Genomic DNA, 23256 nt, shown 5'->3' on the forward strand with positions numbered 1-23256 from the left:
CCGCCCCGGCGGTGGCGTCCGGCCGGAGGGCAGGTGCGCGGGAACCCGTTATGCAACGTTGATGTACAACGCTGTTACACATCCGCTGGTTTCCCGCTAGCCTGCGGTCATGCCCGACACCCGTGAGCCCGCGTTCGCTCCCGCCCTGACCTTCGCCTTCGAGATCCGCGCCCGCCTGGCCCCGACCCTGCACGTCGGGCACGGCGAGGGCGAGAGGACCGAGTTCACCCCCATCACCGGCGGCACGGTCGACGGCCCGCTGCTGCGCGGGACCGTCCTCCCCGGCGGTGGCGACTGGTCCAGCACCCGTGGCCGCGTCTGCGAGCTCGACGCCCGCTACCTCCTCCAGGCGGAGGACGGCGCGGTCATCGACATCGTCAACCGGGGCTACTACCACGAGGGCGCCGACAGCCCCGACCAGCACGACGGCGACCTCCGGGTGACCGAGGCGGGGGTGTACTACCGCACCTCGCCCACCTTCCGCACCGACGCCCCGGCGCATCGGTGGCTCGCCGAAACCGTCTTCGTCGGCCTGGCGCGCGAGGTGGAAGCCGACGTCGTCGCCATCCGCATGTACGCCGTCGCCTGACGTTCGCGGCGAACCGGCGTCCGGCTGGTCTCGCGCCCGCTCCGCCGGTACGGTCGCCGCATGAGCGATGGCAAGGTCCGGAGCGCCCTGCGGGACCTGGTCCACCGGTACGCCTCCGGGCTCGACCGGCGGCGGCCCGAGGTCGTCGCGGGCCTGTTCACCGAGGACGGCGAGCTGGTCGTCCACGAACGCGACGCCCCGCCGCGCGTCTACCGGGGCCGCGCCGAGATCGCCGAGGCGACCACCGCCCTCGACCGCTTCGCGGTGACCCACCACCTGGTCGGCAACCACCTGCCCGACCTGACCCGCGACCCGCCGACCGCCGAGACCTACTGCGACGCGCGCCACGTCTACGAGACCCCGCGGGGGCCGCGCGTCTTCGTCATGGTCGCCCGCTACCTCGACACCTTCGCCCGCGACGGCGACGCCTGGCTGTTCGCCTCCCGGCACATCCACGTGGACTGGACCGAGGACCGCCCCCTCGTCCAGGAGTGAACCGCCCGGCGCCCGTCGGGGCCGGTCACCGCGGGGTGAGCCGGATGACCGGGTATTCGCGGTCGGACTTGTCCTGGTACTTGGCGTAGCGGGGCTGGGCGGCGACGACGCGCTCCCAGGCCCGGTCGCGGTCGGGGCCGTCGAGGCGCCGGGGCGTCACCGGGACGGCGGGGCGGCCGGGCAGCTCGATGGCCGCGCGGTCGGGGTGGGCCATCAGGTTGTGGTACCAGCCGGGGTGGTGGGCGCCGCCGCCGGAGGCGATGATCATCCAGGCGTCGGGACCGTCGGCGAACCAGGCCAGCGGGGACTGCCGGGGCTGCCCGCTGTGGCGGCCCACCGTGTGCAGGATCAGCACGTCCATGCCCATGAGGCGGTCGCGGCCGCGGCGGATCTTGCGGTTGACGCGGGCGTTCATCGTGCGCTGCATCCAGCGGGACACCGGTCCGGGAGTGCCGGGCTCGCGCCTCCGGCGGCCGCCCGCCTGCTTCTGTTCCATGGTCATGCCGCCGACGCTAGGCGGTGGCGGCGCGGCCCGCTTCTCGAATCCTGACCGATGGGCGGCGACTCGCGGGGTCAGGAGAAGAACCCGGTCAGAGGCCGGGTGACCTGCTCGGGCCGCTCCTCGATGACGCGGAGGTCGGCCGCCTTCGGCTCCAGCGCGTGGACGTCGCCGACCCTGCCCCGCAGGTCCACCGCGACGCCCTGGAAGCGCTTAGCGAGCGCGGGCACGATCTTGTGGAACCGCCACCAGGTCCGCGGCCGTCCGCCGAGCAGGAGCAGCGGGTCCCCGTGGCCGCCCGCCACGTGGTGCAGGCGGAAACCGTGAACGACATGCGCACTTCCGGATGGACGTTACCGCAGTACGTAGGTACGGATATTTCCGTACCCTGGGATCCGTCGGCAAGCCGGGGCCGGAGGACCATCCGACGGTCTTGGTACGGTGGGACCATGAGGCGTCTCCACCCCGACCCCGAGCAGATCCGTCTCGACGGCGTGCTGTCGGCCCTGGGCAACCCGGTGCGCCTCGGCGTGGTCCGCGCGCTGACCGGAGGCGCCGAGCGCACCTGCAACAGCGTTCTCGCCGAGCTGGGGATCACCGCCAAGTCGACGATGACCCACCACTGGCGCGTCCTGCGGGAGAACGGCGTGATCTGGCAGGTGCCCTCGGGCCGGGAGACCCTGGTGTCCCTGCGCCGCGACGACCTGGACGCCCGCTACCCGGGCCTGCTGGACGCCGTCCTCACCGGGATCGGCGTCGACGAGACCGCCTCCTGAGCCACCCCCCAGCCAGGCCGCCCCGAGCGTGAGCGGGCAGGAGAGCAGGGCCAGGGCGGTGGCCTCGCCGGGGGAGAGGCTGTGTGCGGGCAGCGCCCGGTGCGGCGGCGCACTCGGCGGCCATCCAGGCCCCCGTGGGGTAGTCGCCGAGCTGCGTCTTCGACAGCATCACGAACATGACCGGCGCGGCCGCCGCGGGAACGCGCGTGACCAGGCGGACGCTGCTCCAGCGGGCCGTCCCGCGCCTGCGCAGCAGGTCGCGGTACCGCCTCGCCGGGAGCCCTGCCTGGCGTACGCCCCGACCGGGAAGGTCGCCAGGCCCCGCGCCTTGACCGGCACGGCGGTGAGGTGAACGGGCCGTCGCCCGGCGCTGTCGGGGGAGGTGTCGTCGATGCCGACCAGCCCGGCGCGGACGCGGCGGTCACGGTGCGGATCCGCGAAATCTTCGAGAACTGCCCGCACGACCCGGTGACCGGCGCGCGCTCCAGGTACCGCCCCCGTCCCGGTCGCATCCCGCCGGGGCCGGGCCGTCCGCCAAGCCGGGGCTCTGACCTGTGTTTTTCCAGGGCCCCGGGGGTAGGGCGGGTACGGACTGTCACGTATTGTTATTGATCACGTGCAACGCGTCGTCACGGGGGCGGCGTCCCGCGTCGTTCCCGCCGTCCGAAGGGAGCACGCCATGCCCACACCCCGCGTCGTGATCGTGGGCGCCGGATTCGCCGGCTACAACGTCGCCCGGCTGCTGGAGCGCAGGCTGCGCCGCGGCCAGGCCCAACTCAAGATCATCGCACCGCACGGCTACTCGCTCTACCAGCCGCTGCTTCCGGAGGTGGCCGCGGGCGTGCTGGACCCGCGCTCGATCGCCGGGCCGCTGCACCGCATGCTGCGCCGCACCCAGCTGGTCCCCGGCAAGGCGACCGGCGTGGACCTGGCCGCCCGCACCGTCGAGGTCGACATGATCGACGGGTCGGTGAAGGCGGTGCCCTACGACCGCCTGGTGCTGTGCCCCGGCAGCGTCACCCGCACCTTCGACATCCCCGGGCTGAAGGAGCACGCCCACGGGATGAAGAACCTGGCCGAGGCCGTCTACATGCGCGACCACGTCATCGCCCAGCTGGAGCTGGCCAGCGCCACCGACGACGCCGCCGAGCGCGCCGCGCGCCTCGGCTTCCTGGTGGTCGGCGGCGGCTACTCGGGCGTGGAGACCGCCGCCAACCTGCACCTGCTCACCCTCAACGCGATGCGGCGCTTCCCGCGCCTGGACCCCGACCTGCTGTCGTGGACGCTGATCGACCTCGCGCCGCGCCTGCTGCCCGAGCTCGGCGAACGGCTCGGCGACGTCGCGATGGCCAAGCTGCGCCGCCGCGGCATCGACATCCGGCTGCGCGTCAGCCTCAAGAGCCTCACCGCCGACAGCGCCGAGATGACCGACGGACGCGTGCTGCCGACCCGCACCGTGATCTGGACGGCCGGGGTCACGCCCGCGCCGGTCGTCGCCACGCTGGACCGGCCGACCGAGAAGGGCCGCCTGGTGGTCGGCGCGGACCTGCGGCTGCCGGGCCACCCGGAGGTGTTCGCGCTCGGCGACGCCGCCGCCGTGCCCGACCTGGCCAGGGGCGACGGCGCGATCTGCCCGCCGACCGCCCAGCACGCCACCCGCCAGGCCCGCGCCGTCGCCCACAACGTGGCCGCGTCGCTGACCGGCCGGGAACCGCGCCCCTACCACCACCGCGACCTCGGCATGGTCGTCGACCTGGGCGGCCCGCAGGCCGTCGCGCGCCCGCTGGGGGTGCCGCTGACCGGCGTGCCCGCGCAGGCCGTCACGCGCGGCTACCACCTGTCCACGGTGCCGTCGCTGCGCGCCAAGGCGCGGGTGATGGGGGACTGGCTGCTGCACAGCCTGGCGGGCGACGACCTGATCCGGCTCGGCTTCCTCGACACCCGCACCGGCCGCCAGGTGGACCTGGAGCACTCGGTGCCCGACCAGGACGCGCGGGTCTCGGGATCGCGATCGGCCGGTAAGGATTCGGCAAGGCGGGGCGACCGGGTGACGCACGCGGGGTAGGCCCCGCTCCGAAGCGAAACGATCAAGGGGGAGCGATGCGCGTGCGGGCGGCGCTGGCGGCGGCCGCCGTCGCGGCGGCCCTGGCCGCCGGGTGCGGCTCCGACGGCCCCGCGACGCCCGTCGTCAACCTCTACAACGCGCCGCAGCAGAACCTGCCCGCCATCGTCAGGCGCTGCAACGACCTCGCCGGGGGCCGCTACCGGATCGTCCTCAACACGCTGCCGCGCGGCGCCGACGACCAGCGCGAGCAGCTGGTGCGGCGGCTGGCGGCCGAGGACGACGGCCTCGACGTGCTCGGCCTGGACGTCACCTGGACCGCCGAGCTCGCCGAGGCCGGATGGATCCGCGAGTGGACCGGCGCCCACGCCGAACGGGCCCGGCGCGGCACCCTCACCCGGCCGCTCGACACCGCCACCTGGCAGGGCAGGCTGTACGCCGCGCCCTACAACACCAACGTGCAGCTGCTGTGGTACCGCTCGGACCTGCTGCCCGAACCGCCCGCCACCTGGTCGCAGATGATGGCCGCCTCCGCGCGGCTGGCGGCCGACGGGAGACCCGCCTACGGCGAGGTCACCGGCGCGCAGTACGAGGGCCTGGTGGTGTGGTTCAACAGCATGGTCGCCTCCGCCGGGGGGAGCATGCTGAGCGCCGACGGCGAACGCGTCGACCTCGGCGCCCCCGCCCGCAGGGCGCTCGCGGTCATGCGGGACTACGCGCGCTCCCGGGCCGCCGACCCGTCGCTGGCCAACACCAAGGAGGACGACGCCCGGCTGGCGGTGGAGAGCGGGCGCGCCGCCTACGAGGTCAACTGGCCGTTCGTGTACGCCTCGATGGCCGGCAACCGGCCCGGCATGCTGCGCCACTTCCGGTGGGCGCCCTATCCGGGCATCGACGGGCCGGGCCGCTCCCCGCTGGGCGGCGCGAACTTCGCCGTCAGCAGCTACTCCAGGCGGCCCGCGCAGGCGTTCGAGGCCGCGCTGTGCCTGCGCGACCCCGAGAGCCAGCGGATCGCCGCCGTCCGGGACGGCCTGCCGCCCACCCTGGAGGCGGTCTACGACGCCGAGGGCATGCGCGAGGCGTACCCGATGAAGGAGGCGATCCTGGCGGCCCTGAGGACCGCCGCGCCCCGGCCCGTCACCCCCACCTACCAGAACGTCTCCACGGTCACGGCGGTCGCGCTGTCGCCGCCGGGCTCCATCGACCCCGACCGCACGCTGGCGACCCTGCGCGAGCAGATCGCCGAGGCGCTGCAGAGCAAGGGGGTGCTGCCGTGACGGCGCGCGCCGGCACCGCCGCCCGCACACCCAGCGAGGGGAGGAGGGCCGAACGCCGCCTGGGCTGGTGGCTGTGCGCGCCCGCCGCGCTGGTGATGGTGCTGGTCGCCGGATGGCCGGTGCTGTACTCGCTGCTGCTGTCGCTGCAACGCAACGACCTGCGCTTCCCCGGCCGGCGGGCCTGGGTCGGGCTGGACAACTACGCCACCGTGCTGACCAGCCCGTTCTGGTGGGAGGCGTTCGGCCTCACCCTGCTGGTCACCGCGGTCAGCGTGGTGCTGGAACTGGTGCTCGGCATGGCCGTCGCCGTCGCGATGTACCGGACGGTCGTCGGCCGCGGGCTGGTGCGGACCGTCGTGCTGATCCCGTACGGCATCGTCACCGTCGCCGCCGCCTACGGCTGGAAGTACGCCTGGACGCCCGGCACCGGCTGGCTCGCCGGGATGCTGCCCCAGGGGGAGGCCCCGCTCACCGAGCACTGGCCCGCCGTCGGCATCATCATCCTGGCCGAGGTGTGGAAGACCACGCCGTTCATGGCGCTGCTGCTGATGGCGGGGCTGGCGCTGGTGCCCGAGGACACCCTGAAGGCCGCCGCGATGGACGGCGCGACCGCCTGGCAGCGGTTCACGATGGTCACGCTGCCGCTGATGAAGCCGGCGATCCTGGCGGCGCTGCTGTTCCGCACGCTGGACGCGTTCCGCGTCTTCGACAACATCTACGTGCTCACCAACGGCGCGCAGCAGACCTCCTCGGTCTCGGTGATCGCCTACCACAACCTCATCGGCGGCCTGAACCTCGGCATCGGCTCGACCATGTCGGTGCTCATCTTCCTGACCGTCGCGCTGGTCGCGTTCGTGTTCGTCAAGGGCTTCGGCACCGCCGCGCCCGGCCGGGACCCGGAGGGGCGGCGGTGACGACGGGGCGGAACAGGGCGCGGTGGAGCGCCGTCAACGCGCTGGTGCTGCTGTACGCGCTGGTGCCGGTCGCGTGGATCGCGGCGCTGTCGTTCAAGACGCCCGCCACCATCAGCGACGGGGCGTTCTGGCCCCGCCGGTGGACCCTGGACAACTACCGGGGCATCTTCGCCAACGACGACTTCGTGCGCGGCCTGGTCAACTCGATCGGCATCGGGCTGATCTCCACCGCGGTCGCCATCGCCGTCGGCACGCTGGCCGCCTACGCGATCGCGCGGCTGGAGTTCCCCGGCAAGTCGCTGGTGCTCGGCGTCTCGCTGCTGATCGCGATGTTCCCGCAGATCTCGCTGGTGACGCCGCTGTTCCAGATCGAGCGCGGCCTCGGGCTGTTCAACACCTGGCCGGGCCTGATCCTGCCGTACGTCACCTTCGCGCTGCCGCTGACCATCTACACGCTGTCGACGTTCTTCCGCGAGATCCCGTGGGACCTGGAGAAGGCCGCCAAGATGGACGGGGCGACGCCGTTCCAGGCGTTCCGCCTGGTCATCGCGCCGCTGGCGATGCCCGGGGTGGTGACCACGGCCATCCTGGCGTTCATCGTGTGCTGGAACGACTTCCTGTTCTCGATCTCGCTGACCTCCTCCGACGCGGCCCGCACCGCGCCGGCCACGATCTCGTTCTTCACCGGCAGCTCCCAGTTCGAGGACCCGACCGGGTCGATCGCGGCGGCCGCCATGGTGATCACGGTGCCGATCGTGGTGTTCGTGCTGCTGTTCCAGCGCCGGATCGTGTCCGGCCTGACCTCCGGAGCGGTGAAGGGATAGTGGGGGAGAGGATGGGGTCCCGCCATGGCTGAGATCGCGCTGGAGAAGGTCGACAAGACCTATCCCGACGGCTACACCGCCGTGCGCGCCCTCGACCTGACCGTCGCCGACGGCGAGTTCGTCATCCTGGTGGGGCCGTCGGGCTGCGGCAAGTCCACCACCCTCAACATGATCGCGGGCCTGGAGGACATCACCTCCGGCGAGCTGCGCATCGACGGGGCCCGCGTCAACGAGGTCGCCCCGCGCGCCCGCGACATCGCGATGGTGTTCCAGTCCTACGCCCTGTACCCGCACATGACCGTCCGCGAGAACATCGGGTTCCCGCTGCGGCTGGCCGGGATGGACCGGGCGCGGGCGGCCGGGAAGATCGAGGAGACCGCGCGGATCCTCGACCTGGAGGGGCTGCTGGACCGCCGCCCCGCGCACCTGTCGGGAGGGCAGCGGCAGCGGGTGGCGATGGGCCGGGCCATCGTCCGCGACCCCAAGGCGTTCCTGATGGACGAGCCGCTGTCCAACCTGGACGCCAAGCTGCGCGTGCAGATGCGCACCACGATCTCCCGGCTCCAGAAGCGGCTGGGCACCACCACCGTGTACGTCACCCACGACCAGACCGAGGCGATGACCCTCGGCGACCGCATGGTGCTGATGAACAAGGGGCGCGTCCAGCAGGTCGGCCCGCCCGACGAGCTGTACCGGCGCCCGCACAACCTGTTCGTGGCCGGGTTCGTGGGGTCCCCGGCCATGAACTTCCTGCCCGCCGAGATCCAGGACGGCACCCTGCGGAGCGTGATCGGCCGCATCCCGCTGACCGACCGGATGCGGAACGCCCTGCAACGGCGCCGCGGCGTGCCCCGCGAACTCGTCCTCGGCGTCCGGCCCGAGGCGTTCGCCGACCCGCGGCTGGGAGGCGTCCACGGCGGGGCGGAGCCGTGCTCCTTCACCGGGCAGGTGGAGATCCTGGAGTCGCTGGGCGCCGAGAAGCTGGCCTACCTCACCCTGGACGCGGCCGCCGCGGTGCGGTCCGAGCACCTGGCCGACGCGTTCCAGGGCCGGGAGTCCTGGAGCGGCGACCAGCTCGTCGCCCGCCTCGACCCGGCCTCACCGGTCCGCGAGGGCGACGAGCTGGAACTGGTCTACGACCCGGACGCGATCCACCTGTTCGCGCCCGACACCGGCGTCAACCTCACCGAGGACGCCTGACCCTCCCCGGCGGGGCGGCGCCAGGCGACCGGCGAACGCGGCCGGGGCGGACCTCAGCCGAGGTCGAGGCGGGCCAGCAGCCGCATCAGGCCGGGGGACAACCGGGAGACCAGGCGGCTCACCTTCGCCTCGGGGGTGACCGGGACGACGGCCCGGTCGCGCCGCACCGCCGCCACGATCTGCTCGGCGACGCTCTCGGGGCCGAAGTTGCGCAGCGCGTAGGCGCGGGAGGCGCGGTGCCGCCGCCGCTCCTGGTCCTCGGCCGCCAGCCCCACGAACCGGGAGGCCCGGGTGATGTTGGTGTTGACGATGCCGGGGCAGATCGCGCTGACCCCGATGCCGTGGCCCTTCAGCTCGGCGCGCAGGCACTCCGACAGCATCAGCACCGCCGCCTTGCTGGTGGCGTAGGCGGGCAGCGTCCGTGACGGGGTGAACGCGGCGGCCGAGGCGGTGTTGACGATGTGGCCGCCCTCGCCGCGTTCGGCCATCGCCGCCCCGAACAGCCGCGACCCGTGGATCACGCCCCACAGGTTGACGTCCAGCACGCGCCGCCAGTCCTCGGCGGTGTGCTCCAGGAACGGCCCGGCCATGCCGATGCCCGCGTTGTTGACCACGACGTCGGGGACGCCGAGGTCGTGCAGCACCGTCTTGGCGAAGTGCTCCATCGCGCCGGCGTCCGACACGTCCACCTCGAAGGCGTGGGCGTCGGGGCCGACCAGCCCGGCCAGCTCGGCGGTGCGCCGCGCCGACGGCAGGTCCAGGTCGGCGGCGACCACCTCCGCGCCGCGTTCGGCGAACGCCAGCGCCGTGGCGCGCCCGATGCCGCTGCCCGCTCCGGTGACGACCACCAGGGAGCCCTCGAACGGCCGCCGTCCCGCCTCCACCCTCGCGCGGCGCAGCGCCCGTGACCCGGCGGGGGTGAGCGCCCCGCCGGTGGCGCCGGTGATGTGCTCGCCGATCCACCGCGCGATCACCGCGGGGTGGCTGCGCACCACCCAGTGCCCGGCGTCGATCGTCCGCAGCGACAGCCGCGGCACCCGCGCGTTCAGCCCGGCGACCAGGTGCGGGGACACGAACAGGTCCCGGGTCGGGACGATGACCTGCGTGGGGACGCTCGTGCGGCGGTCCAGCGGCCGGCGCAGCCGCTGCGCCATGTTGGCCCGGTACAGGCCGACCCCGGCCGCGCCGTCGCGCGCCAGCGTCCGCGCCGGGTGCCCGGCGCGGGGCGCGACGCCCTCCCCGGCCTCCAGCGCGCGGGTGAACAGCCGGGTGATCCCCGCCCGCCACAGCGTCTCGGGCAGCAGCGGCGTCTGGAAGAAGTAGATGTACCAGGACCGCAGCGCCTGGCCGAGGGAGCGCCCGAGGTCGCGCGGGGTGGGGCGGCGCAGGCCGCGGCGCGTCAGGTGCGCCACGTGGTCCAGGCACGGCCCCGAGATCGAGGTGAACGAGGCGAACCGGTCGGGCATGGTGCAGGCCGCCTCCCACCCCTGGATCGACCCCCAGTCGTGCCCGACCAGGTGCACCTTCCGGTCCGGCGCGGTCGAGTCCAGCACCGCGCGCATGTCGGCCATCAGGTAGGAGAAGGTGTAGCGGCGCCGTCCGAACGGGCGGGACGACGCGCCCGCGCCGCGCACGTCGTAGCGCACCACGTGGTACCGCTCGGCCAGCTCGGCGGCGACCTCGTCCCACACCGCGTGGGTGTCGGGGTAGCCGTGCATGAGCAGAACGGTCGGCCTGCGGGGGTCGCCCTGCTCGTAGACGGCCAGGTCGACGCCGTCACCGCGCACCTTCCGGGCGCGCCTGGCGGGGGAGGGCACGGTCGTCATGCGTTCGCCTTCTCGTTCGGTGCGGCCTCGTCGGCGCGCGCGGCCCAGCGGTGGACGTGCGGGAGGTCGTCGTCGAGCCAGTAGGCGTCGTCCTCGGTCACGACGAGGATCTCCTCGAACTTCACTCCCACGCCCCGGAACCCGATGTGCGGCTCGACGGCCCACAGGCCGGGCGTCGGCGGGTGCTGGGAGCGCCGGGCGCCGTTCCACAGCGGGGAGCGGCCCTCCAGGCGTTCCTTGACCAGTTCGCGCCCGAGCGTCTGCAGGAACCGCACGCCGAACGGGAAACCGACGCGCCTGGGAAGTATCCCACCGATGATCCCGACCTGGTGGCCGATGACACGTCCGGGATACTTGCGGTGCCGGTTCCGGTAGCCCTGGCGCTCGATGAGCGCGTCGACCTCGGCGTAGATCTCGGCGAACGGCCGCCTCCGCCGCACCAGCTCCAGGATCAGCGTCCGGTACTCGGCCAGATCGGTGTCGAGCCGCTCCCACACGCGGTTCCCGCCGAGGACGCCGCCGTAGCCGATGTCGGCGGAGTAGCCGTCGCGCACCGGGGCCATGTCGAGGATGTAGGGCATCCCCTCCTCCAGCCGCCGGCCGCTGGGCAGGAAGGCGGCGGGGGTGCGGAAGCCGGTGAACGCGCTGCGGTCGCCGAACCAGGCGAACGGGGTGTGCAGCCAGTCGTCCACGCCGTTGGAGAGCAGCCAGCGGCGCATGCGGCGGCACGCCTCGCGTTCGGTCACGCCCGGTTCGAGGGTGGCGGCCACCTCGGCGGCGCACCGGTAGCACAGACGCTGCATCTCACGGAATCGCTCGAGCTCCGCCGCGTCGTCGGTGCGGGCGAGCGCCACTTTATTAGACACAGTGTTAATTAAGCGTCCGTGCCGGGGCCCGGTCAAGCCGCGCCCGGCGTGACGCGTGCCACGCCCGGCGGGGAGGCGCGGTCAGTAGGGGGTGTATCCGGCCTGCCGGGCGGCCGGGGAGTGCATCAGGTACTCCAGGGCCCGCGGGGTCGAGCACACCTGCGACGGGTGGTGGGAGGGCCGCAGGTAGACGGGGGCCTCGCCGAGCAGCAGCCGGAAGACCCCCGGGACGTGCCCCTTGCGGACCGAGCGCCGGTAGGCCCGGTACACGCGGGGCAGCGTCACCCTCCCCTTGATCGTCGGGTCCTGCCGCAGCAGGTACAGCGACCCGCCGATCAGCGCCCAGTACAGGAAGGACAGCGACACCAGCCAGGCCGCGACCCGCATCGGGTACCGGCCGCCCACCGCCCGGTAGACGTCGAACACCACCGACCGGTGCTCGACCTCCTCGGCGCCGTGCCAGCGCAGCAGGTCCAGCATCGTGGGGTCGACCCCGGCCTTGTCCAGCCGGTCGTTGTCCATGATCCACTGACCGAGGACGGCGGTGTAGTGCTCGATCGAGGCGACGGCCGCCAGCTCGAACCGCAGCCGCCACCGCCATCTGCGCGGCGACCGGGCCTTCAGCTCGGCCATCTGCCGGGCGCGGTCGGCGTTGCCCTGCCCCGCCGGTCCGGTGATGCGGGAGACGTCGATGCCGTTGGCCTCCAGGATCTGGTCCAGCACCCCCTGGTGGGAGCGGGCGTGCACCATCTCCTGCCCGATGAACCCCTTGATCTCCTCCAGCAGCCGGGGGTCCCTGATGTGGGGCCGCGCGTCCTTGACGCACTGGATGAACCACTTCTCGCCCTCGGGCAGCACGAGGTGGAAGGAGTTGATGATGTGGGTGGCGACCGGGTCCCCGGGGATCCAGTGCAGCGGCGTGCCCGACCAGTCGAACGACACGCGCCGGGTCCTGATGGGAGGGTGCCTCTCGTCGATCTCGAAGGCCGGGCCGTCGGGCGTCGGAAGCCTCGTCATTCCCTCTCCTCCACCGGTGCGCGTCAGGTCACGCGCGCAGCGTACAGACCGCACTTACTGATGAGTAGGAAAAGTATTGAACCCCTGGGGCGCGGCCGAACTCTTGTGCCCTGGGCCACATCACGGGTCCGCCGGACTGTGCCCGGATGACAAGAAGAGATCAGACCGTGATCCGGTGGGCGCCGGTGTAGACGTTCATCGTCTCGCCGCGCAGGAACCCGACCAGGGTCATCCCGGCGTCCTCGGCCAGCTCCACCGCCAGCGACGACGGGGCCGACACCGCCGCCAGCACCGGGATCCCGGCCTGCATCGCCTTCTGGGTCAGCTCGAACGAGGCCCGCCCGCTCACCACCAGCACGTGCCCGGCCAGCGGCAGCCGCCCCTGCCGCAGGGCGTGGCCGACGACCTTGTCCACGGCGTTGTGCCGCCCCACGTCCTCGCGCAGCGCCACCAGCTCCCCGGCGGCCGAGAACAGGCCCGCCGCGTGCAGGCCGCCGGTGCGGTCGAACACCCGCTGCGCCTCCCGCAGCCGGTCCGGCAGCCCCGCCAGCAGCCGCGGGGTCAGCGTCAGCGGGTCGGCGGCCACGTCGTAGGGCCGGTCGTCGCGCAGCGCCTCCACGCTGGCCTTCCCGCACACCCCGCACGCGCTGGTGGTGGTGAACGCCCGCGTCAGCAGCGTGTCGGGCGGCCGCACGCCCGCCGCCAGCACCACGTCCAGGGTGTTCTGCTCAAGGGTGTCGGCGCAGTACCGCATGGCCGCGATGTCCTCGGGCCCCGCGACGACCCCCTCGGCGGCCAGGAACCCGGCGACCAGGTCGAAGTCGTCGCCGGGGGTGCGCATGGTGATGGTCAGCGGCCGCCCGCCGACCCGGATCTCCAGGGGCTCCTCCACCGCCAGGGTGTCGGGCCGCCGCCCTCGCGTCCCGGCGGTGCTGAGCCGCAGGACGGGCCTGCGCACGGTGATCCGACCCATGCCGTGACGGTACCGCCGAACCGGCGGCCCCGCGAAGCGAGGGGCGGGTCGCGGCGGTATGTCCCGGCCGCGCGTCCCTGCGGGAACGGGGCCGGGCACCCTGGCGGGCGGGGCGCGCCGGGACCGACCCTTGGAACGTGCCGGAGCGCTTCCGGGGGACGTGGAGCGCACTCGGATCCGGCCGTTCGCGACCACGGGGAGAACACCGCGCATGCGCACGCTCATCACCCTGCCGTTCCTGCTGGGCGGACTCGCCCTCGGCGCCTCGGCCTGCCAGTTCACCCAGGCGGTGGACGACGACGAGATCGAGGCCCAGATCAGCCGGAAGCTCGGGATCACCGCCGACTGCCCCGGCGACCTGTCGGGCGAGGTCGGCGCGACGCTGCGCTGCACCGCGGCGAACGCGCCGGGCGTCGCCGCCGTCACCGTGACCGTCACCTCCGTCGAGGGCGACCAGGTCGACTTCACGATGAAGGCCGGGACCTGACCCGGCCCGCTAGTCGGGGACGCCGCGGGGGCGCGGCGTCCGCCACCCGTACCGCATCGCCAGCAGCCGCAGCAGGAACGCCAGCACCGCCGACCCGGTCGTGACGATCCCGCCGTGCAGGTCCAGCCAGTGCGCGAACGCCATCATGGTCGCGCCCAGCAGGGCGGGCAGGGCGTACAGCTGCCGGTCGTACAGCACCGAGGGGATCTGCCCGCTCATCATGTCGCGGAGGATGCCGCCGCCGACGGCGGTGATGACGCCGAGCAGCACCGCGTGCAGTGGTGACAGGCCGTGGTCGAGGGCCTTGAGGGTGCCGGTGACGCAGAACAGCCCGAGCCCGGCGGCGTCGAAGAACAGCACGGCGGGCAGCAGCCGGGTGACCTGCGGATGCCAGAAGAACACCAGGGCGCTGGCGACCAGCGGCGTCAGCACGTAGCCCAGGCTGGTGAACGCGGCCGGCGGCACCGCGCCGATCACCAGGTCGCGCAGGATCCCGCCGCCCAGCGCGGTGATCTCGGCCAGCACCACCATGCCCACGACGTCGAGGCGCTGGCGCACCGCCGCCAGCGCCCCCGACACCGCGAAGACGAAGATCCCGACCAGGTCCAGCAGGCCGAGGACACCCAGCTCCTCCATGGAACGATCTTCCCGCACCGACGGTCACCCCCGGTAACGCGGAGGAGCCGGCGGGGCACGGGGAGGCGGCGGGACCGGGTCACGGCGGCGGGGACCAGCAGGCTGCGGGCCGCGCCCAGGACGCCGCTCCGGCCGTCGGCGGTGACCCGCACCGGCGCGCCGGCCCCTCCCCACCACCTCCTCGGGGTGCTCCCGCACCAGCGAACGCGGGGAGCGGCCCGCCAGCGGGCCGTCGGTCACCTCGGCGGTCCCCGGTCACAGGATCGGCTGCCCGCCGGTGACCGCGATCCGCGCCCCCGACACGTAGCTCCCCTCGCCGCCGGCCAGCAGCACGTATACGGGCGCCAGCTCGGCGGGCTGTCCGGGCCTGCCCAGCGGGACGTCCTGGCCGAGCGACTCCACCTGGTCGGCGGGCATGGTCGAGGGGATCAGCGGCGTCCAGATGGGGCCGGGGGCGACGGAGTTGACCCGGATCCCGCGCGGCCCCACCAGCTGGGCCAGGCTGCCCGCGAAGTTCGCGATCGCGGCCTTGGTGGCGTTGTAGGGCAGCAGCTGGGGCGGCGGCATGTCGGAGTTCACCGAGGTGGTGGCGATGATCGACGCTCCCTCGCGCAGGTGGGGCAGGGCCGCCTTGCACAGGTGGAACAGCGCCGAGACGTTGGTCCGCCAGGTGTGGTCCCACTCCTCGTCCGGGATCTCCTCCAGCGACTCGCGGGTCATCTGGTAGGCGGCGTTGCCGACCAGCACGTCGATCCGGCCGAACGCCCCCATCGCCTCGTCGACCACCCGGCGGCACGCGGCGGCCTCCGACAGGTCGCCGCGCACCAGCACCGCCTTGCGCCCGGCCTCCTCGACCAGCCGCGCGGTGTCCTCGGCGTCCCCGTCCTCGTCGAGGTAGGAGATCACCACGTCGGCGCCCTCCCGGGCGAACGCGATCGCGACCGCCCGCCCGATGCCGCTGTCCCCACCGGTGATCACGGCCACCTTGTCGGTCAGCCTGCCCGAGCCCCGGTAGGACTCCTCCCCGCAGTCGGGCCGGGGCGTCATCTCGGACTGCGTCCCCGGTGGTCGTTGCTGCTGGCTCGGCAGGCCCATGGGCCACCTCCGTGTCGTCGGAACACTGCGGACGGCAGCACCACTACCCGCGGTGAAAACTCGCATATCAGAAGCAAGCCGACTTGGCGGATCCTTTGGCCCCGGCTGCTCCCGCCTTGACGGCCTGCCCTCAGGGCGGGTCCGTCCGGTAGCGGGGGTTGGTGGCGTGCCACTCCATCCCGCCGCCCATCCAGGCCCGCAGCCCGCGCAGCAGCCGCTGGAGGTCGGGGGAGGGGACCGCCGACAGCTCCAGGTGGCCGCGTTCGAACGACCGCACCAGGTCGTTGTGCAGCTCCACCGCCACCTCGGTCGCCTCCCGCACCGAGCAGCCCCGGTCGGCGGCGATCAGCAGGACCAGGTTGCAGACCGGGTTCTCGTCGGCGGCGTCCTTGGCGACCGAGTGCAGGTCGTTGACGATCACGCTGGCGGTGCCCGCCTGGAACGCGGCGCGGCGGACCCGGGGCTCGTAGAACAGGTCGGCCGGGACCTCGTAGCCGCCCACCACGTCGATCAGCGTCATGGACGTGTAGAAGCTGTCGTGCTGGCGGGCCGCCAGGTACTCCCAGGCGGGCGGGTGCTCGCGCGTCTCGCGCCAGGCCGCGTACGCCGTCCAGCTCACGAACATCGCGAACGTCGAGTAGCAGACCCGCTGGACCTGGGACGGGGTGGCGTACCGCCGCAGATGGCCGGTGGCCGAGCGCAGCATCCGCAGCACCAGGTCGTCGCGGAGCGCGGCCTCCAGCGGCGGGGTGAAGTCCCCCGCCGGGGGGACCTCGTCCATCGCCGACATCGCCAGGGTGAGGCGCGGCGGCAGCAGCGCGGGGACCGCGCCGAGCGCGGTGTCGTCGGCGTAGTAGTCGTCGGCCGCCCACCAGCTCGCGTTGAGCTCGGCCGCCACCAGCAGGCGGTCGGGGTCGTCGCTGTCGGGATGCGCGAGGGTCACCAGCCGCCCGAACCGCGCCCCGGCCAGGCCCTCCAACTCGTCGTCGCGGAAGCCCCGCCGGCGCGCCCAGTCCAGCAGGCGGCGGTCCACCTCGGCGGCCAGGACGTCGTCGGCGCGTTCGGGGAGCGGGCAGTACAGGGGGGTGTGGGAGCCGTCGCCCCACTCGCGTTCGACGTAGGCCCCGCCGGAGGGGAACGGGGTGGTGTGCGGCAGCTCGCGGCTGGGGCGGGAGACCGCCAGCAGCGCGGGCAGCTGGGCCGCCGAGGTGCCCAGCCCATGGGGCAGGCCGTGGGGGAGACCGTGGGGCAGGCCGTGGGGGCTCATCGTCAGACCCGGTCCGCGGCGATCAGCAGGTACTGGAAGCCGCCCTCGCGGTAGGCCTCCAGGAACGTGTCCTCGATGCCGGTGGCGACCGAGGACTCGCGGCGCAGCTCCCAGTAGGGGATCGTCTGGGCCGTCAGGTCGACGACCGCGCTCGGCACCAGGCGGTGGGCGGCCATCGCGCGGAAGTAGGCGCTGCGGGGGTGGACGTCGCACACGTAGTGGGCGTTGATGGTGGAGACCGCCCGTGACGGCAGCCCGTACACGTCGTTGTAGCAGCCGGTGATCGTCACGTACCGGCCGCCGCGCGCCAGCAGCCGGGAGTGCTCGGCGAACAGGTCGTCCAGCACCACGTACATGGTCGACTCGTTGTTCCAGCTCGCCTGGAACGACCCCGACTCGAACCCGGTGTCGAGCATGTTCCGGAAGTGGAAGCGGACCTTGTCGGCGACGCCGCGCTCGGCGGCCCGCTCGTTGGCGAAGTCGACCTGCTTCCGGGAGATGGACACCCCGTCGACCCGGCAGCCGAACGCGGCGTTGGCCAGGATCGACGACCCGCCCCGCCCGCACCCGGCGTCCAGCAGCCGGTGCTCGGGCCGGATGTCGCCGAGATGGCCGAGCAGGAACGCGGCCTGGTCGTTCTCCAGCCGGTGCAGCTCCCTGATGACGGCCTCGTCCCTGGCCTTCTCGTCCTCGATGTCGAGCACCGACCGGTCCGCCGCGCCGATGCCGTAGTGGTGGTGGTAGATCCCCGACACGTCGCCCAGCCGCAGGTTCACCGGGTTGCGCTCGGCGTTCCAGTAGTCGGCGACGTCGCTCTGGTAGTCACTGGCGATGGTCATGACGACTGCCTTTCGGTGATCTCGACGTTCTCCAGAACGCCGATCGCGTCGGGGACGAGGACCGCGGTCGAGGAGTGGGCGGAGACGAGGTAGTGGAGGACGGCGTGCTCGTCGATCCCGGTGAGCCGCACCGTCAGGCCGGGCGCGCGCTCGTCGGGCAGGCCGGTGCGGCGCAGCCCGACCACGCCGTGGGCGTCCTCCCCGAGGCGCATCGCGACGATCGAGGTGGTCCCCCGGCCGGAGATCGGGATCTTCGGGCAGGGCAGGATCGGGACGCCGCGCCAGGCGGGGACGGGGCGGCCGTCCTCCACCGCCGGCTCGGGGTACAGGCCGTGCCGGGTGCACTGGCGGTGGAAGGCGGCGATGGCGCGGGGGTGGGCCAGGAACAGCCGGGTGCCGCGGCGGCGGGTGAGCAGCTCGTCCATGTCGTGCGGCGTCGGCGGACCGGTGCGGGTGCTGATCCGCTGGTCGAACTCGGCGTTGTGCAGCAGGCCGAACGCGCGGTTGTTGAGCAGCTCCCACTCCTCGCGTTCGCGGACCTCCTCGACGACCAGCCGGATCTGCTGCTCCAGCTGGTCCACGGGGTGGCTGTAGAGGTCCTGGACGCGGGAGTGGACGCGCAGCACGGTCTGCACGGGGGACAGCCCGTACTCGCGGGGGGCCAGCTCGTACTCGGCGAACCCGGCGGGGATCTCCGGCTCGCCGTGGTGCCCGGCCGCGAGGGGGAGGTCGGCCTCGCCCTTGCGGTTGGCGGGACGCGCGGCCCCGGCCCGGCGGGCGGCGGCGTGCTCGCGCAGGGCGGGCGAGGCGTCCACGAGCTCGCGGACGGCGCCGCGCGGGGCGGTCAGGAGGGTCCCGGCGGTCACGGCGCGGTGGGTGTGCGGCCACACGGGGTCGGGCTCGTGCAGCAGCTCCTCGCCCAGCGTCGCGCCGCCGCCGACGACGGCGAGGCTCCGGACGCCGCCGTACTCGCCGGGCCCGAGGCGTTCGACCTTGCCGTGCGCGACGACCAGCATCTCCCCGACCGGCGTCCCGGCCTCGGTGAGGACCTCGCCGGGCCGCAGCTCGCGGGCGGTGAACAGCCCGGCCAGGCGTTCCAGCGCGGCCCGGTCGGCGAGGCCGTGGAGCGGGGGCAGCTCGGTGAGGGTCTCGGGGACGATCCGGACGTGGTCGGCGCCCTCCTGCACGAACGCCGGCCGGCCGCGCCCCGGCGTCACCCGCAGGCGGCGGTTCACCCGGTAGGTGCCGCCGCGCACCTCCACCCACGGCAGTTTGCGCAGCAGCCACCGCGGGGTGATCCCCTGCGTCTGCGGTACCGACTTGGTGGTGGTCGCCAGATTGCGCGCCGCGCGGGTGCCGAGGCTCAGCGCGGACGCGGGGGGCGGCGCGGCGGCTGCCTCGCTGGTCATCTCGGGGGCTCTCCCATCTGCCGGGGGCGGCGCACGCAGGGAAGGCTAATTGCCGTGCCCCGGCCCCATAAGGGGGAGATCCAGCAGAGAAAAATGCACCGCCCGTGCAGGAAAATGTGTCCCGCTGGACAACAGAAAACGGAAATATCGCCAAAAAATGGCAGGAAAATGGGGGATATGGAGGGCTTCGCGCACCGGCGCGGGCATCACTCGTCGCGGTCGTAGTTCCAGTTGGCGACCACGGCGGCGAACGGCGGGATCACCATCGCCACCACCGTCATCGCGACCGCCAGGGCGGGGGAGAAGAGCCGCACCACCGTCCAGGCGAGCACGAACAGGATCAGGCAGGCGCCCATCATGACGCCGTAGGCCAACTTGCGCCGCCTCATCCCTCCACCGTATTACCTGGGGATCGCCTCCCCACGGAAGGAAAGCGGCATGACGGACCTGTTCAGCCTGGCGGGCAAGACGGCGCTGGTGACCGGCGGGACGCGCGGCATCGGACTGATGATCGCGCGGGGCCTGCTGCGGGCGGGCGCGGCGAAGGTGGTGATCAGCTCCCGCAAGCCGGAGGCGTGCGCGAAGGCGGCGGCCGAGCTGGCGGAGTCCGGGACCGTCGAGGCGATCCCGGCGGACCTCGGCACCGAGGCCGGGTGCCTGGGGCTGGCCGCCGGGCTCGGCGACGGCCCGCTGCACGTCCTGGTCAACAACGCGGGCGCGACCTGGGGCGCGCCGCTGGCGGAGTTCCCGGCGTCGGCGTGGGACAAGGTGGTGGACCTCAACCTGAAGGCCCCGTTCTTCCTCACCCGGGCGCTGCTGCCCGCGCTGCGCGCCGCCGCCACCGACGACGACCCGGCCCGCGTCATCAACATCGGCTCGGTCGACGGGATCATGACGCCGGCCGACCGGTACTCCTACACCGCCAGCAAGGCCGGGCTGCACCAGCTGACCCGCGTGCTGGCCAAGGAGCTGGGGCCCGAGCGGATCACGGTCAACGCGGTGGCGCCGGGCCCGTTCGAGTCGAAGATGATGGCGGCGACGCTGGAGGCGTTCGGCGAGGCCATCGCGGGCGCGGTGCCGCTGCGCCGGATCGGGCGGCCCGACGACATGGCGGGCGTGGCGGTCTTCCTGGCCAGCCGCGCCGGGGCCTACGTCAACGGCGCGGTGATCCCGGTCGACGGCGGCCTGACCGCGCTGTGACCGGGGAGGGGACCGGGTGACGGCCGGGTGAGGGTCGGGTGGCGGCCGGGACCGGATCACCATTACGGCCGCCGCCGCGTGATCGGTTCATTACGCTGGGCAACGTGGTCGAGTCTGCTTCCCCTTCCGAGGCCGTCCCCCGTCCCAGGGAGAGCACCGGGCCACGTGCCCGGCTGCGCGCCCTGGTGGAGGCCCCGGCGTTCCAGCGTGCCGTCACCGTCCTGATCGTCGTCAACGCCCTGGCGCTCGGGGTGGACACGGTGCCCGCCCTCTCCGGGCCGTTCAGCGAGGCCGCCGCCGCCGTCGACCAGGTGGCGCTGGCGCTGTTCACGGCGGAGCTGGGGCTGCGCCTGGTCGCCCACGGCCGCCGCTTCGCGCGCGATCCGTGGAGCATGTTCGACCTAGCGGTCGTGGCGATCGCGCTGCTGCCCGACTCGGGCGGGCTGTCGGTGCTGCGGGCGCTGCGGGTCCTGCGGGTGCTGCGGCTGATCTCGGCGGTGCCGAGCATGCGGCGGGTGGTGGCGGCGCTGCTGGGCGCGATCCCCGGCATGGTGTCGACCATCGGGCTGCTGGTGCTGATCCTGTACGTGTCGGGCGTGATGGCGACCGAGCTGTTCGCCGAGGCCGCGCCCGACCACTTCGGCGACCTGGGCGCGTCGCTGTTCACCCTGTTCCAGATCATGACCGGGGACGGCTGGTCCGACGTCAGCCGCGAGATCATGAAGTCCCAGCCGCTGGCCTGGGCGTTCTTCGTGGTCTACATCCTGGTCACGACGTTCGCGGTGCTGAACCTGTTCATCGCGATCGTGGTGAGCGCGATGGAGGAGGAGGCGCGTCTCGACCTGGAGAACGACCGGGGGGCCGGGGCGGGGCCCGAGGGGGAGGCCGACTCGGCGGCGGTGCTGGCGGAGGTGCGGGCGCTGAGCGCGCGGGTGGAGGCGCTGCGCGCGGAGGTGGCCGGGCGGCCCGGCACCGCCTCCCGCTGAGTCCCGTCGGCGGGAGGCGGCGCCGGACCGGGTCAGGAGGCGTACAGCCCCTCGATGGCGTCGCCGTACTTGCCGTGCACGACGCGGCGCCGGAGCTTGAGGGTGGGGGTGAGCTCCTCGCTCTCGGCGGTCCACTCGGCCGGCAGCAGCCGCCACTTCTTGACCTGCTGGACGCGGGCGAGCCGGGCGTTGGCGTCCTCGACGGCCCGCGCGACCTCCTCCAGGACCAGCGGGTGCTCGGCCAGCTCGGCGACGTCGCCGGCCTCGACGCCGCGGGCGGCGGCCCACACCGGCGCGACCTCGCCGTCCAGGGTGATCAGGGCGACGACGTAGGGCCGCCGGTCGCCGTAGGCGAGGGCCTGCCCGACCAGCGGGTGCTCCTTGAGGTGGTTCTCGATGAGGGAGGGCGCGATGTTCTCGCCGCCCGCCGTGATGATGATCTCCTTCTTGCGGTCCACGACCCGCAGGAAGCCGTCGTCGTCCAGCACGCCGATGTCGCCGGTGCGGATCCAGCCGTCCGGGTCGATCAGGTCGGCGTCGGCCCGCGGCCGGTTGAGGTAGCCGGGGGTGCAGGTCGCGCCGCGCACCAGGATCTCCCCGTCCTCGGCGAGGGAGAGCTCCACGCCGGGGAAGGCGCGGCCGACGGTGCCGAGCTTGAACGCGTCGTGGAGGTTGGCGGTGATCGCGCCGGTGGTCTCGGTCATCCCGTACGCGTCGAAGATCTTCAGGCCGAGCCCGGCGAAGAACCGGGCGACCTCCTCGGGCAGCGGGGCGGCGGCGCTGGAGGACTGCACGACGCGGTCCAGGCCGAGCAGCCCGCGCATCGGGGCGAGCACGGCCTGGTCCCAGCGCGCGAACTCGGCCGCCACGTCATCGGGGACGGGCGGATTGCCGTACTCCTGCGCCGTCACGTACCGGCGGCCCGCCTCCAGCGCCCGCGCGACGGCGGCCTTCTTCTGCTCGTCCCGCTCTCCGGCCAGCACCGCCTGGATCCCCGCCATGATCTTCTCCCAGACGCGCGGGACGCCGAAGAAGGTGTGCGGCCGCACCTCCCGCAGCACGGTGGTGAGCTGGGCGGGGTCGGGGCAGAAGTGGATGTGGGCGGCCAGCCGGATCGGCAGGTAGTAGCTCAAGACGCGGTCGGCGATGTGCGCGAACGGCAGGTAGGAGATCGCGGTGGGCCGCTCGGGCAGCGCGGACGCGCCGCCCACCATCTCCGCCTCGTGCAGCACCATCGAGTGGGTGATCCGCACGCCCTTGGGGTCGCCGGTGGTGCCGGAGGTGTAGAGCAGGCAGACGGTGTCGCCGGGGGTGAGGGCCGTCCAGCGGGCGTCCAGGGCGGCGGCGTCGGCGGCGCGGCGCTCGGCGCCCAGCGCCAGGAGGTCGTCCCAGGTCAGGAACTTGTCCCCGGCCGGGCAGGCCGCGGCGTCCACCACGACGACGCGGCGCAGGGTGGGCAGCCGGTCCAGCACCGGGAGCCACCGGTCGAGCTGGTCGCGGCCGTCGAGCACCGCGACCTTGGCGGCGCAGTCGGTGGCGATGAACGCGACCTGGTCGGGGGCCAGGGTGGCGTAGACGGTGGTGGGGACGGCCCCGGCGTGCACCGCGCCGGAGTCGGCCAGCAGGTGCTCCACGCGGTTGGGCATCATCAGCGCCACCACGTCGCCCGGCTCCAGGCCGAGCGCGGCGAACCCGGCGGCGGCGTCCAGGGCCCGGTCGCGGAACGCGCTCCAGGTGAGGGTGCGCCAGCCGTCGGCGTCGCGGTCGGAGTAGGCGGGCCGGTCGCCGTGCGCGCGGGCGGTGCCGGCGAGCTCGGTGCAGACCGTCCGTCCCGCCAGCCGCCGGGCCGGCTCCTCCCGCGCCTCCTGGATACCGGCATCGACCATCTCGCGCCCCTCTCGGTCCGTGCGGCCAGATAAGTGATTACTTGCAGAGGGCATCGCATCATGGCGAACGGCGTTCGGGCAAGGGGCGGGGCGAACGCGTTCGGCGTGGCCCGGCGGGTTTACCGGCTGGTCG

At 73.5% G+C, this 23256-nt stretch carries 24 protein-coding genes; 11 read left to right on the forward strand and 13 right to left on the reverse strand.

The window, feature by feature from the left end; genetic code table 11:
* The first annotated feature begins 109 nt into the window (after positions 1-109).
* Positions 110-589, forward strand: a complete 480-nt coding sequence (locus tag HNR61_RS34330; protein WP_182847294.1) for a DUF3237 domain-containing protein — start codon at positions 110-112, stop codon at positions 587-589.
* A gap of 60 nt (positions 590-649) precedes the next feature.
* The gene (locus HNR61_RS34335; RefSeq protein ID WP_182847295.1) at positions 650-1084 is read left to right on the forward strand and encodes a nuclear transport factor 2 family protein; all 435 of its coding nucleotides are present in this window, start codon (positions 650-652) and stop codon (positions 1082-1084) included.
* A 25-nt stretch (positions 1085-1109) separates the two neighbouring features.
* Here HNR61_RS34335 and HNR61_RS34340 read toward each other — a convergent pair whose 3' ends face one another.
* Both HNR61_RS34340 and HNR61_RS34345 read right to left on the reverse strand, forming a co-directional pair.
* Positions 1110-1586, reverse strand: coding sequence for a nitroreductase family deazaflavin-dependent oxidoreductase (locus HNR61_RS34340; protein WP_182847296.1), 477 nt, complete (start codon positions 1584-1586; stop codon positions 1110-1112).
* A 71-nt stretch (positions 1587-1657) separates the two neighbouring features.
* Complete coding sequence (locus HNR61_RS34345) at positions 1658-1888, reverse strand: alpha/beta fold hydrolase (RefSeq protein ID WP_182847297.1); 231 nt, start codon at positions 1886-1888, stop codon at positions 1658-1660.
* A 144-nt stretch (positions 1889-2032) separates the two neighbouring features.
* Here HNR61_RS34345 and HNR61_RS34350 point away from each other — a divergent pair, with 144 nt between their 5' ends.
* From HNR61_RS34350 to HNR61_RS34375, 6 genes are all read left to right on the forward strand, one after another.
* Positions 2033-2359, forward strand: a complete 327-nt coding sequence (locus tag HNR61_RS34350; protein ID WP_182847298.1) for an ArsR/SmtB family transcription factor — start codon at positions 2033-2035, stop codon at positions 2357-2359.
* Positions 2360-3038: 679 nt separating this feature from the next.
* On the forward strand, positions 3039-4424 hold the full coding sequence (locus tag HNR61_RS34355) for an NAD(P)/FAD-dependent oxidoreductase (RefSeq protein WP_182847299.1): 1386 nt from the start codon (positions 3039-3041) through the stop codon (positions 4422-4424).
* Between the two features lie 35 nt (positions 4425-4459).
* On the forward strand, positions 4460-5698 hold the full coding sequence (locus HNR61_RS34360; RefSeq protein WP_182847300.1) for an ABC transporter substrate-binding protein: 1239 nt from the start codon (positions 4460-4462) through the stop codon (positions 5696-5698).
* Entirely contained in the window at positions 5695-6612 is a 918-nt protein-coding gene (locus HNR61_RS34365; protein ID WP_312898242.1) for a carbohydrate ABC transporter permease, read from the forward strand. The genes HNR61_RS34360 and HNR61_RS34365 overlap by 4 nt, the downstream gene beginning before the upstream one ends.
* Positions 6609-7436, forward strand: a complete 828-nt coding sequence (locus HNR61_RS34370) for a carbohydrate ABC transporter permease (protein ID WP_182847301.1) — start codon at positions 6609-6611, stop codon at positions 7434-7436. The genes HNR61_RS34365 and HNR61_RS34370 overlap by 4 nt, the downstream gene beginning before the upstream one ends.
* A gap of 24 nt (positions 7437-7460) precedes the next feature.
* Complete coding sequence (locus tag HNR61_RS34375) at positions 7461-8636, forward strand: ABC transporter ATP-binding protein (protein ID WP_182847302.1); 1176 nt, start codon at positions 7461-7463, stop codon at positions 8634-8636.
* Between the two features lie 53 nt (positions 8637-8689).
* On the opposite strand, the gene HNR61_RS34380 is transcribed toward HNR61_RS34375, so the two are convergent.
* From HNR61_RS34380 to fdhD, 4 genes are all read right to left on the reverse strand, one after another.
* On the reverse strand, positions 8690-10462 hold the full coding sequence (locus tag HNR61_RS34380; protein WP_182847303.1) for an SDR family oxidoreductase: 1773 nt from the start codon (positions 10460-10462) through the stop codon (positions 8690-8692).
* Entirely contained in the window at positions 10459-11316 is an 858-nt protein-coding gene (locus tag HNR61_RS34385; protein WP_344451604.1) for a M24 family metallopeptidase, read from the reverse strand. The genes HNR61_RS34380 and HNR61_RS34385 overlap by 4 nt, the downstream gene beginning before the upstream one ends.
* Before the next feature lie 93 nt (positions 11317-11409).
* The gene (locus tag HNR61_RS34390; RefSeq protein ID WP_182847305.1) at positions 11410-12345 is read right to left on the reverse strand and encodes a metal-dependent hydrolase; all 936 of its coding nucleotides are present in this window, start codon (positions 12343-12345) and stop codon (positions 11410-11412) included.
* A gap of 160 nt (positions 12346-12505) precedes the next feature.
* A complete protein-coding gene (gene fdhD / locus HNR61_RS34395) occupies positions 12506-13318 on the reverse strand; it encodes a formate dehydrogenase accessory sulfurtransferase FdhD (protein ID WP_182847306.1) in 813 nt (270 codons plus the stop codon).
* 211 nt (positions 13319-13529) lie between these two features.
* On the opposite strand from fdhD, the gene HNR61_RS34400 reads away from it, so the two are divergent.
* Positions 13530-13805, forward strand: coding sequence for a DUF4333 domain-containing protein (locus HNR61_RS34400; protein WP_182847307.1), 276 nt, complete (start codon positions 13530-13532; stop codon positions 13803-13805).
* A 9-nt stretch (positions 13806-13814) separates the two neighbouring features.
* On the opposite strand, the gene HNR61_RS34405 is transcribed toward HNR61_RS34400, so the two are convergent.
* The 6 genes from HNR61_RS34405 to HNR61_RS34430 form a co-directional block, all read right to left on the reverse strand.
* Positions 13815-14441, reverse strand: a complete 627-nt coding sequence (locus HNR61_RS34405; RefSeq protein WP_182847308.1) for a trimeric intracellular cation channel family protein — start codon at positions 14439-14441, stop codon at positions 13815-13817.
* Between the two features lie 255 nt (positions 14442-14696).
* Complete coding sequence (locus HNR61_RS34410) at positions 14697-15536, reverse strand: SDR family oxidoreductase (RefSeq protein ID WP_182847309.1); 840 nt, start codon at positions 15534-15536, stop codon at positions 14697-14699.
* 130 nt (positions 15537-15666) lie between these two features.
* Positions 15667-16803, reverse strand: a complete 1137-nt coding sequence (locus HNR61_RS34415) for a family 2 encapsulin nanocompartment cargo protein terpene cyclase (RefSeq protein WP_182847310.1) — start codon at positions 16801-16803, stop codon at positions 15667-15669.
* Between the two features lie 2 nt (positions 16804-16805).
* A complete protein-coding gene (locus HNR61_RS34420; RefSeq protein WP_182847311.1) occupies positions 16806-17642 on the reverse strand; it encodes a geranyl diphosphate 2-C-methyltransferase in 837 nt (278 codons plus the stop codon).
* Positions 17639-19051, reverse strand: a complete 1413-nt coding sequence (locus tag HNR61_RS34425; protein ID WP_182847312.1) for a family 2B encapsulin nanocompartment shell protein — start codon at positions 19049-19051, stop codon at positions 17639-17641. The genes HNR61_RS34420 and HNR61_RS34425 overlap by 4 nt, the downstream gene beginning before the upstream one ends.
* Positions 19052-19257: 206 nt before the next feature.
* Positions 19258-19440, reverse strand: coding sequence for a DUF3099 domain-containing protein (locus HNR61_RS34430; protein WP_182847313.1), 183 nt, complete (start codon positions 19438-19440; stop codon positions 19258-19260).
* Positions 19441-19489: 49 nt separating this feature from the next.
* Between HNR61_RS34430 and HNR61_RS34435 the strand changes: the two genes are divergently transcribed.
* Both HNR61_RS34435 and HNR61_RS34440 read left to right on the forward strand, forming a co-directional pair.
* Positions 19490-20251: an SDR family oxidoreductase gene (locus tag HNR61_RS34435; RefSeq protein WP_182847314.1), complete on the forward strand. Its 762-nt coding sequence runs from the start codon at positions 19490-19492 to the stop codon at positions 20249-20251.
* 104 nt (positions 20252-20355) lie between these two features.
* Positions 20356-21237, forward strand: coding sequence for an ion transporter (locus tag HNR61_RS34440; RefSeq protein ID WP_312898243.1), 882 nt, complete (start codon positions 20356-20358; stop codon positions 21235-21237).
* Positions 21238-21269: 32 nt separating this feature from the next.
* Here HNR61_RS34440 and HNR61_RS34445 read toward each other — a convergent pair whose 3' ends face one another.
* On the reverse strand, positions 21270-23123 hold the full coding sequence (locus HNR61_RS34445; RefSeq protein ID WP_182847315.1) for an AMP-dependent synthetase/ligase: 1854 nt from the start codon (positions 23121-23123) through the stop codon (positions 21270-21272).
* Between the last annotated feature and the right edge of the window lie 133 nt (positions 23124-23256).

Origin of the sequence: Actinomadura kijaniata (assembly GCF_014138665.1) — a bacterium.
Taxonomy (GTDB): domain Bacteria; phylum Actinomycetota; class Actinomycetes; order Streptosporangiales; family Streptosporangiaceae; genus Spirillospora; species Spirillospora kijaniata.

Bases quoted from the DNA above. Each gene is read 5' to 3' on its own strand.
- HNR61_RS34430 (WP_182847313.1), bottom strand. From the start codon at position 19,440: ATGAGGCGGCGCAAGTTGGCCTACGGCGTCATGATGGGCGCCTGCCTG.
- HNR61_RS34390 (WP_182847305.1), bottom strand. From the start codon at position 12,345: ATGACGAGGCTTCCGACGCCCGACGGCCCGGCCTTCGAGATCGACGAG.
- HNR61_RS34380 (WP_182847303.1), bottom strand. From the start codon at position 10,462: ATGACGACCGTGCCCTCCCCCGCCAGGCGCGCCCGGAAGGTGCGCGGT.
- HNR61_RS34335 (WP_182847295.1), top strand. From the start codon at position 650: ATGAGCGATGGCAAGGTCCGGAGCGCCCTGCGGGACCTGGTCCACCGG.
- HNR61_RS34375 (WP_182847302.1), top strand. From the start codon at position 7,461: ATGGCTGAGATCGCGCTGGAGAAGGTCGACAAGACCTATCCCGACGGC.
- HNR61_RS34445 (WP_182847315.1), bottom strand. From the start codon at position 23,123: ATGGTCGATGCCGGTATCCAGGAGGCGCGGGAGGAGCCGGCCCGGCGG.
- HNR61_RS34405 (WP_182847308.1), bottom strand. From the start codon at position 14,441: ATGGAGGAGCTGGGTGTCCTCGGCCTGCTGGACCTGGTCGGGATCTTC.
- fdhD (WP_182847306.1), bottom strand. From the start codon at position 13,318: ATGGGTCGGATCACCGTGCGCAGGCCCGTCCTGCGGCTCAGCACCGCC.
- HNR61_RS34420 (WP_182847311.1), bottom strand. From the start codon at position 17,642: ATGACCATCGCCAGTGACTACCAGAGCGACGTCGCCGACTACTGGAAC.
- HNR61_RS34435 (WP_182847314.1), top strand. From the start codon at position 19,490: ATGACGGACCTGTTCAGCCTGGCGGGCAAGACGGCGCTGGTGACCGGC.
- HNR61_RS34400 (WP_182847307.1), top strand. From the start codon at position 13,530: ATGCGCACGCTCATCACCCTGCCGTTCCTGCTGGGCGGACTCGCCCTC.
- HNR61_RS34415 (WP_182847310.1), bottom strand. From the start codon at position 16,803: ATGAGCCCCCACGGCCTGCCCCACGGTCTCCCCCACGGCCTGCCCCAT.
- HNR61_RS34360 (WP_182847300.1), top strand. From the start codon at position 4,460: ATGCGCGTGCGGGCGGCGCTGGCGGCGGCCGCCGTCGCGGCGGCCCTG.
- HNR61_RS34350 (WP_182847298.1), top strand. From the start codon at position 2,033: ATGAGGCGTCTCCACCCCGACCCCGAGCAGATCCGTCTCGACGGCGTG.
- HNR61_RS34425 (WP_182847312.1), bottom strand. From the start codon at position 19,051: ATGACCAGCGAGGCAGCCGCCGCGCCGCCCCCCGCGTCCGCGCTGAGC.
- HNR61_RS34355 (WP_182847299.1), top strand. From the start codon at position 3,039: ATGCCCACACCCCGCGTCGTGATCGTGGGCGCCGGATTCGCCGGCTAC.
- HNR61_RS34410 (WP_182847309.1), bottom strand. From the start codon at position 15,536: ATGGGCCTGCCGAGCCAGCAGCAACGACCACCGGGGACGCAGTCCGAG.
- HNR61_RS34340 (WP_182847296.1), bottom strand. From the start codon at position 1,586: ATGACCATGGAACAGAAGCAGGCGGGCGGCCGCCGGAGGCGCGAGCCC.
- HNR61_RS34330 (WP_182847294.1), top strand. From the start codon at position 110: ATGCCCGACACCCGTGAGCCCGCGTTCGCTCCCGCCCTGACCTTCGCC.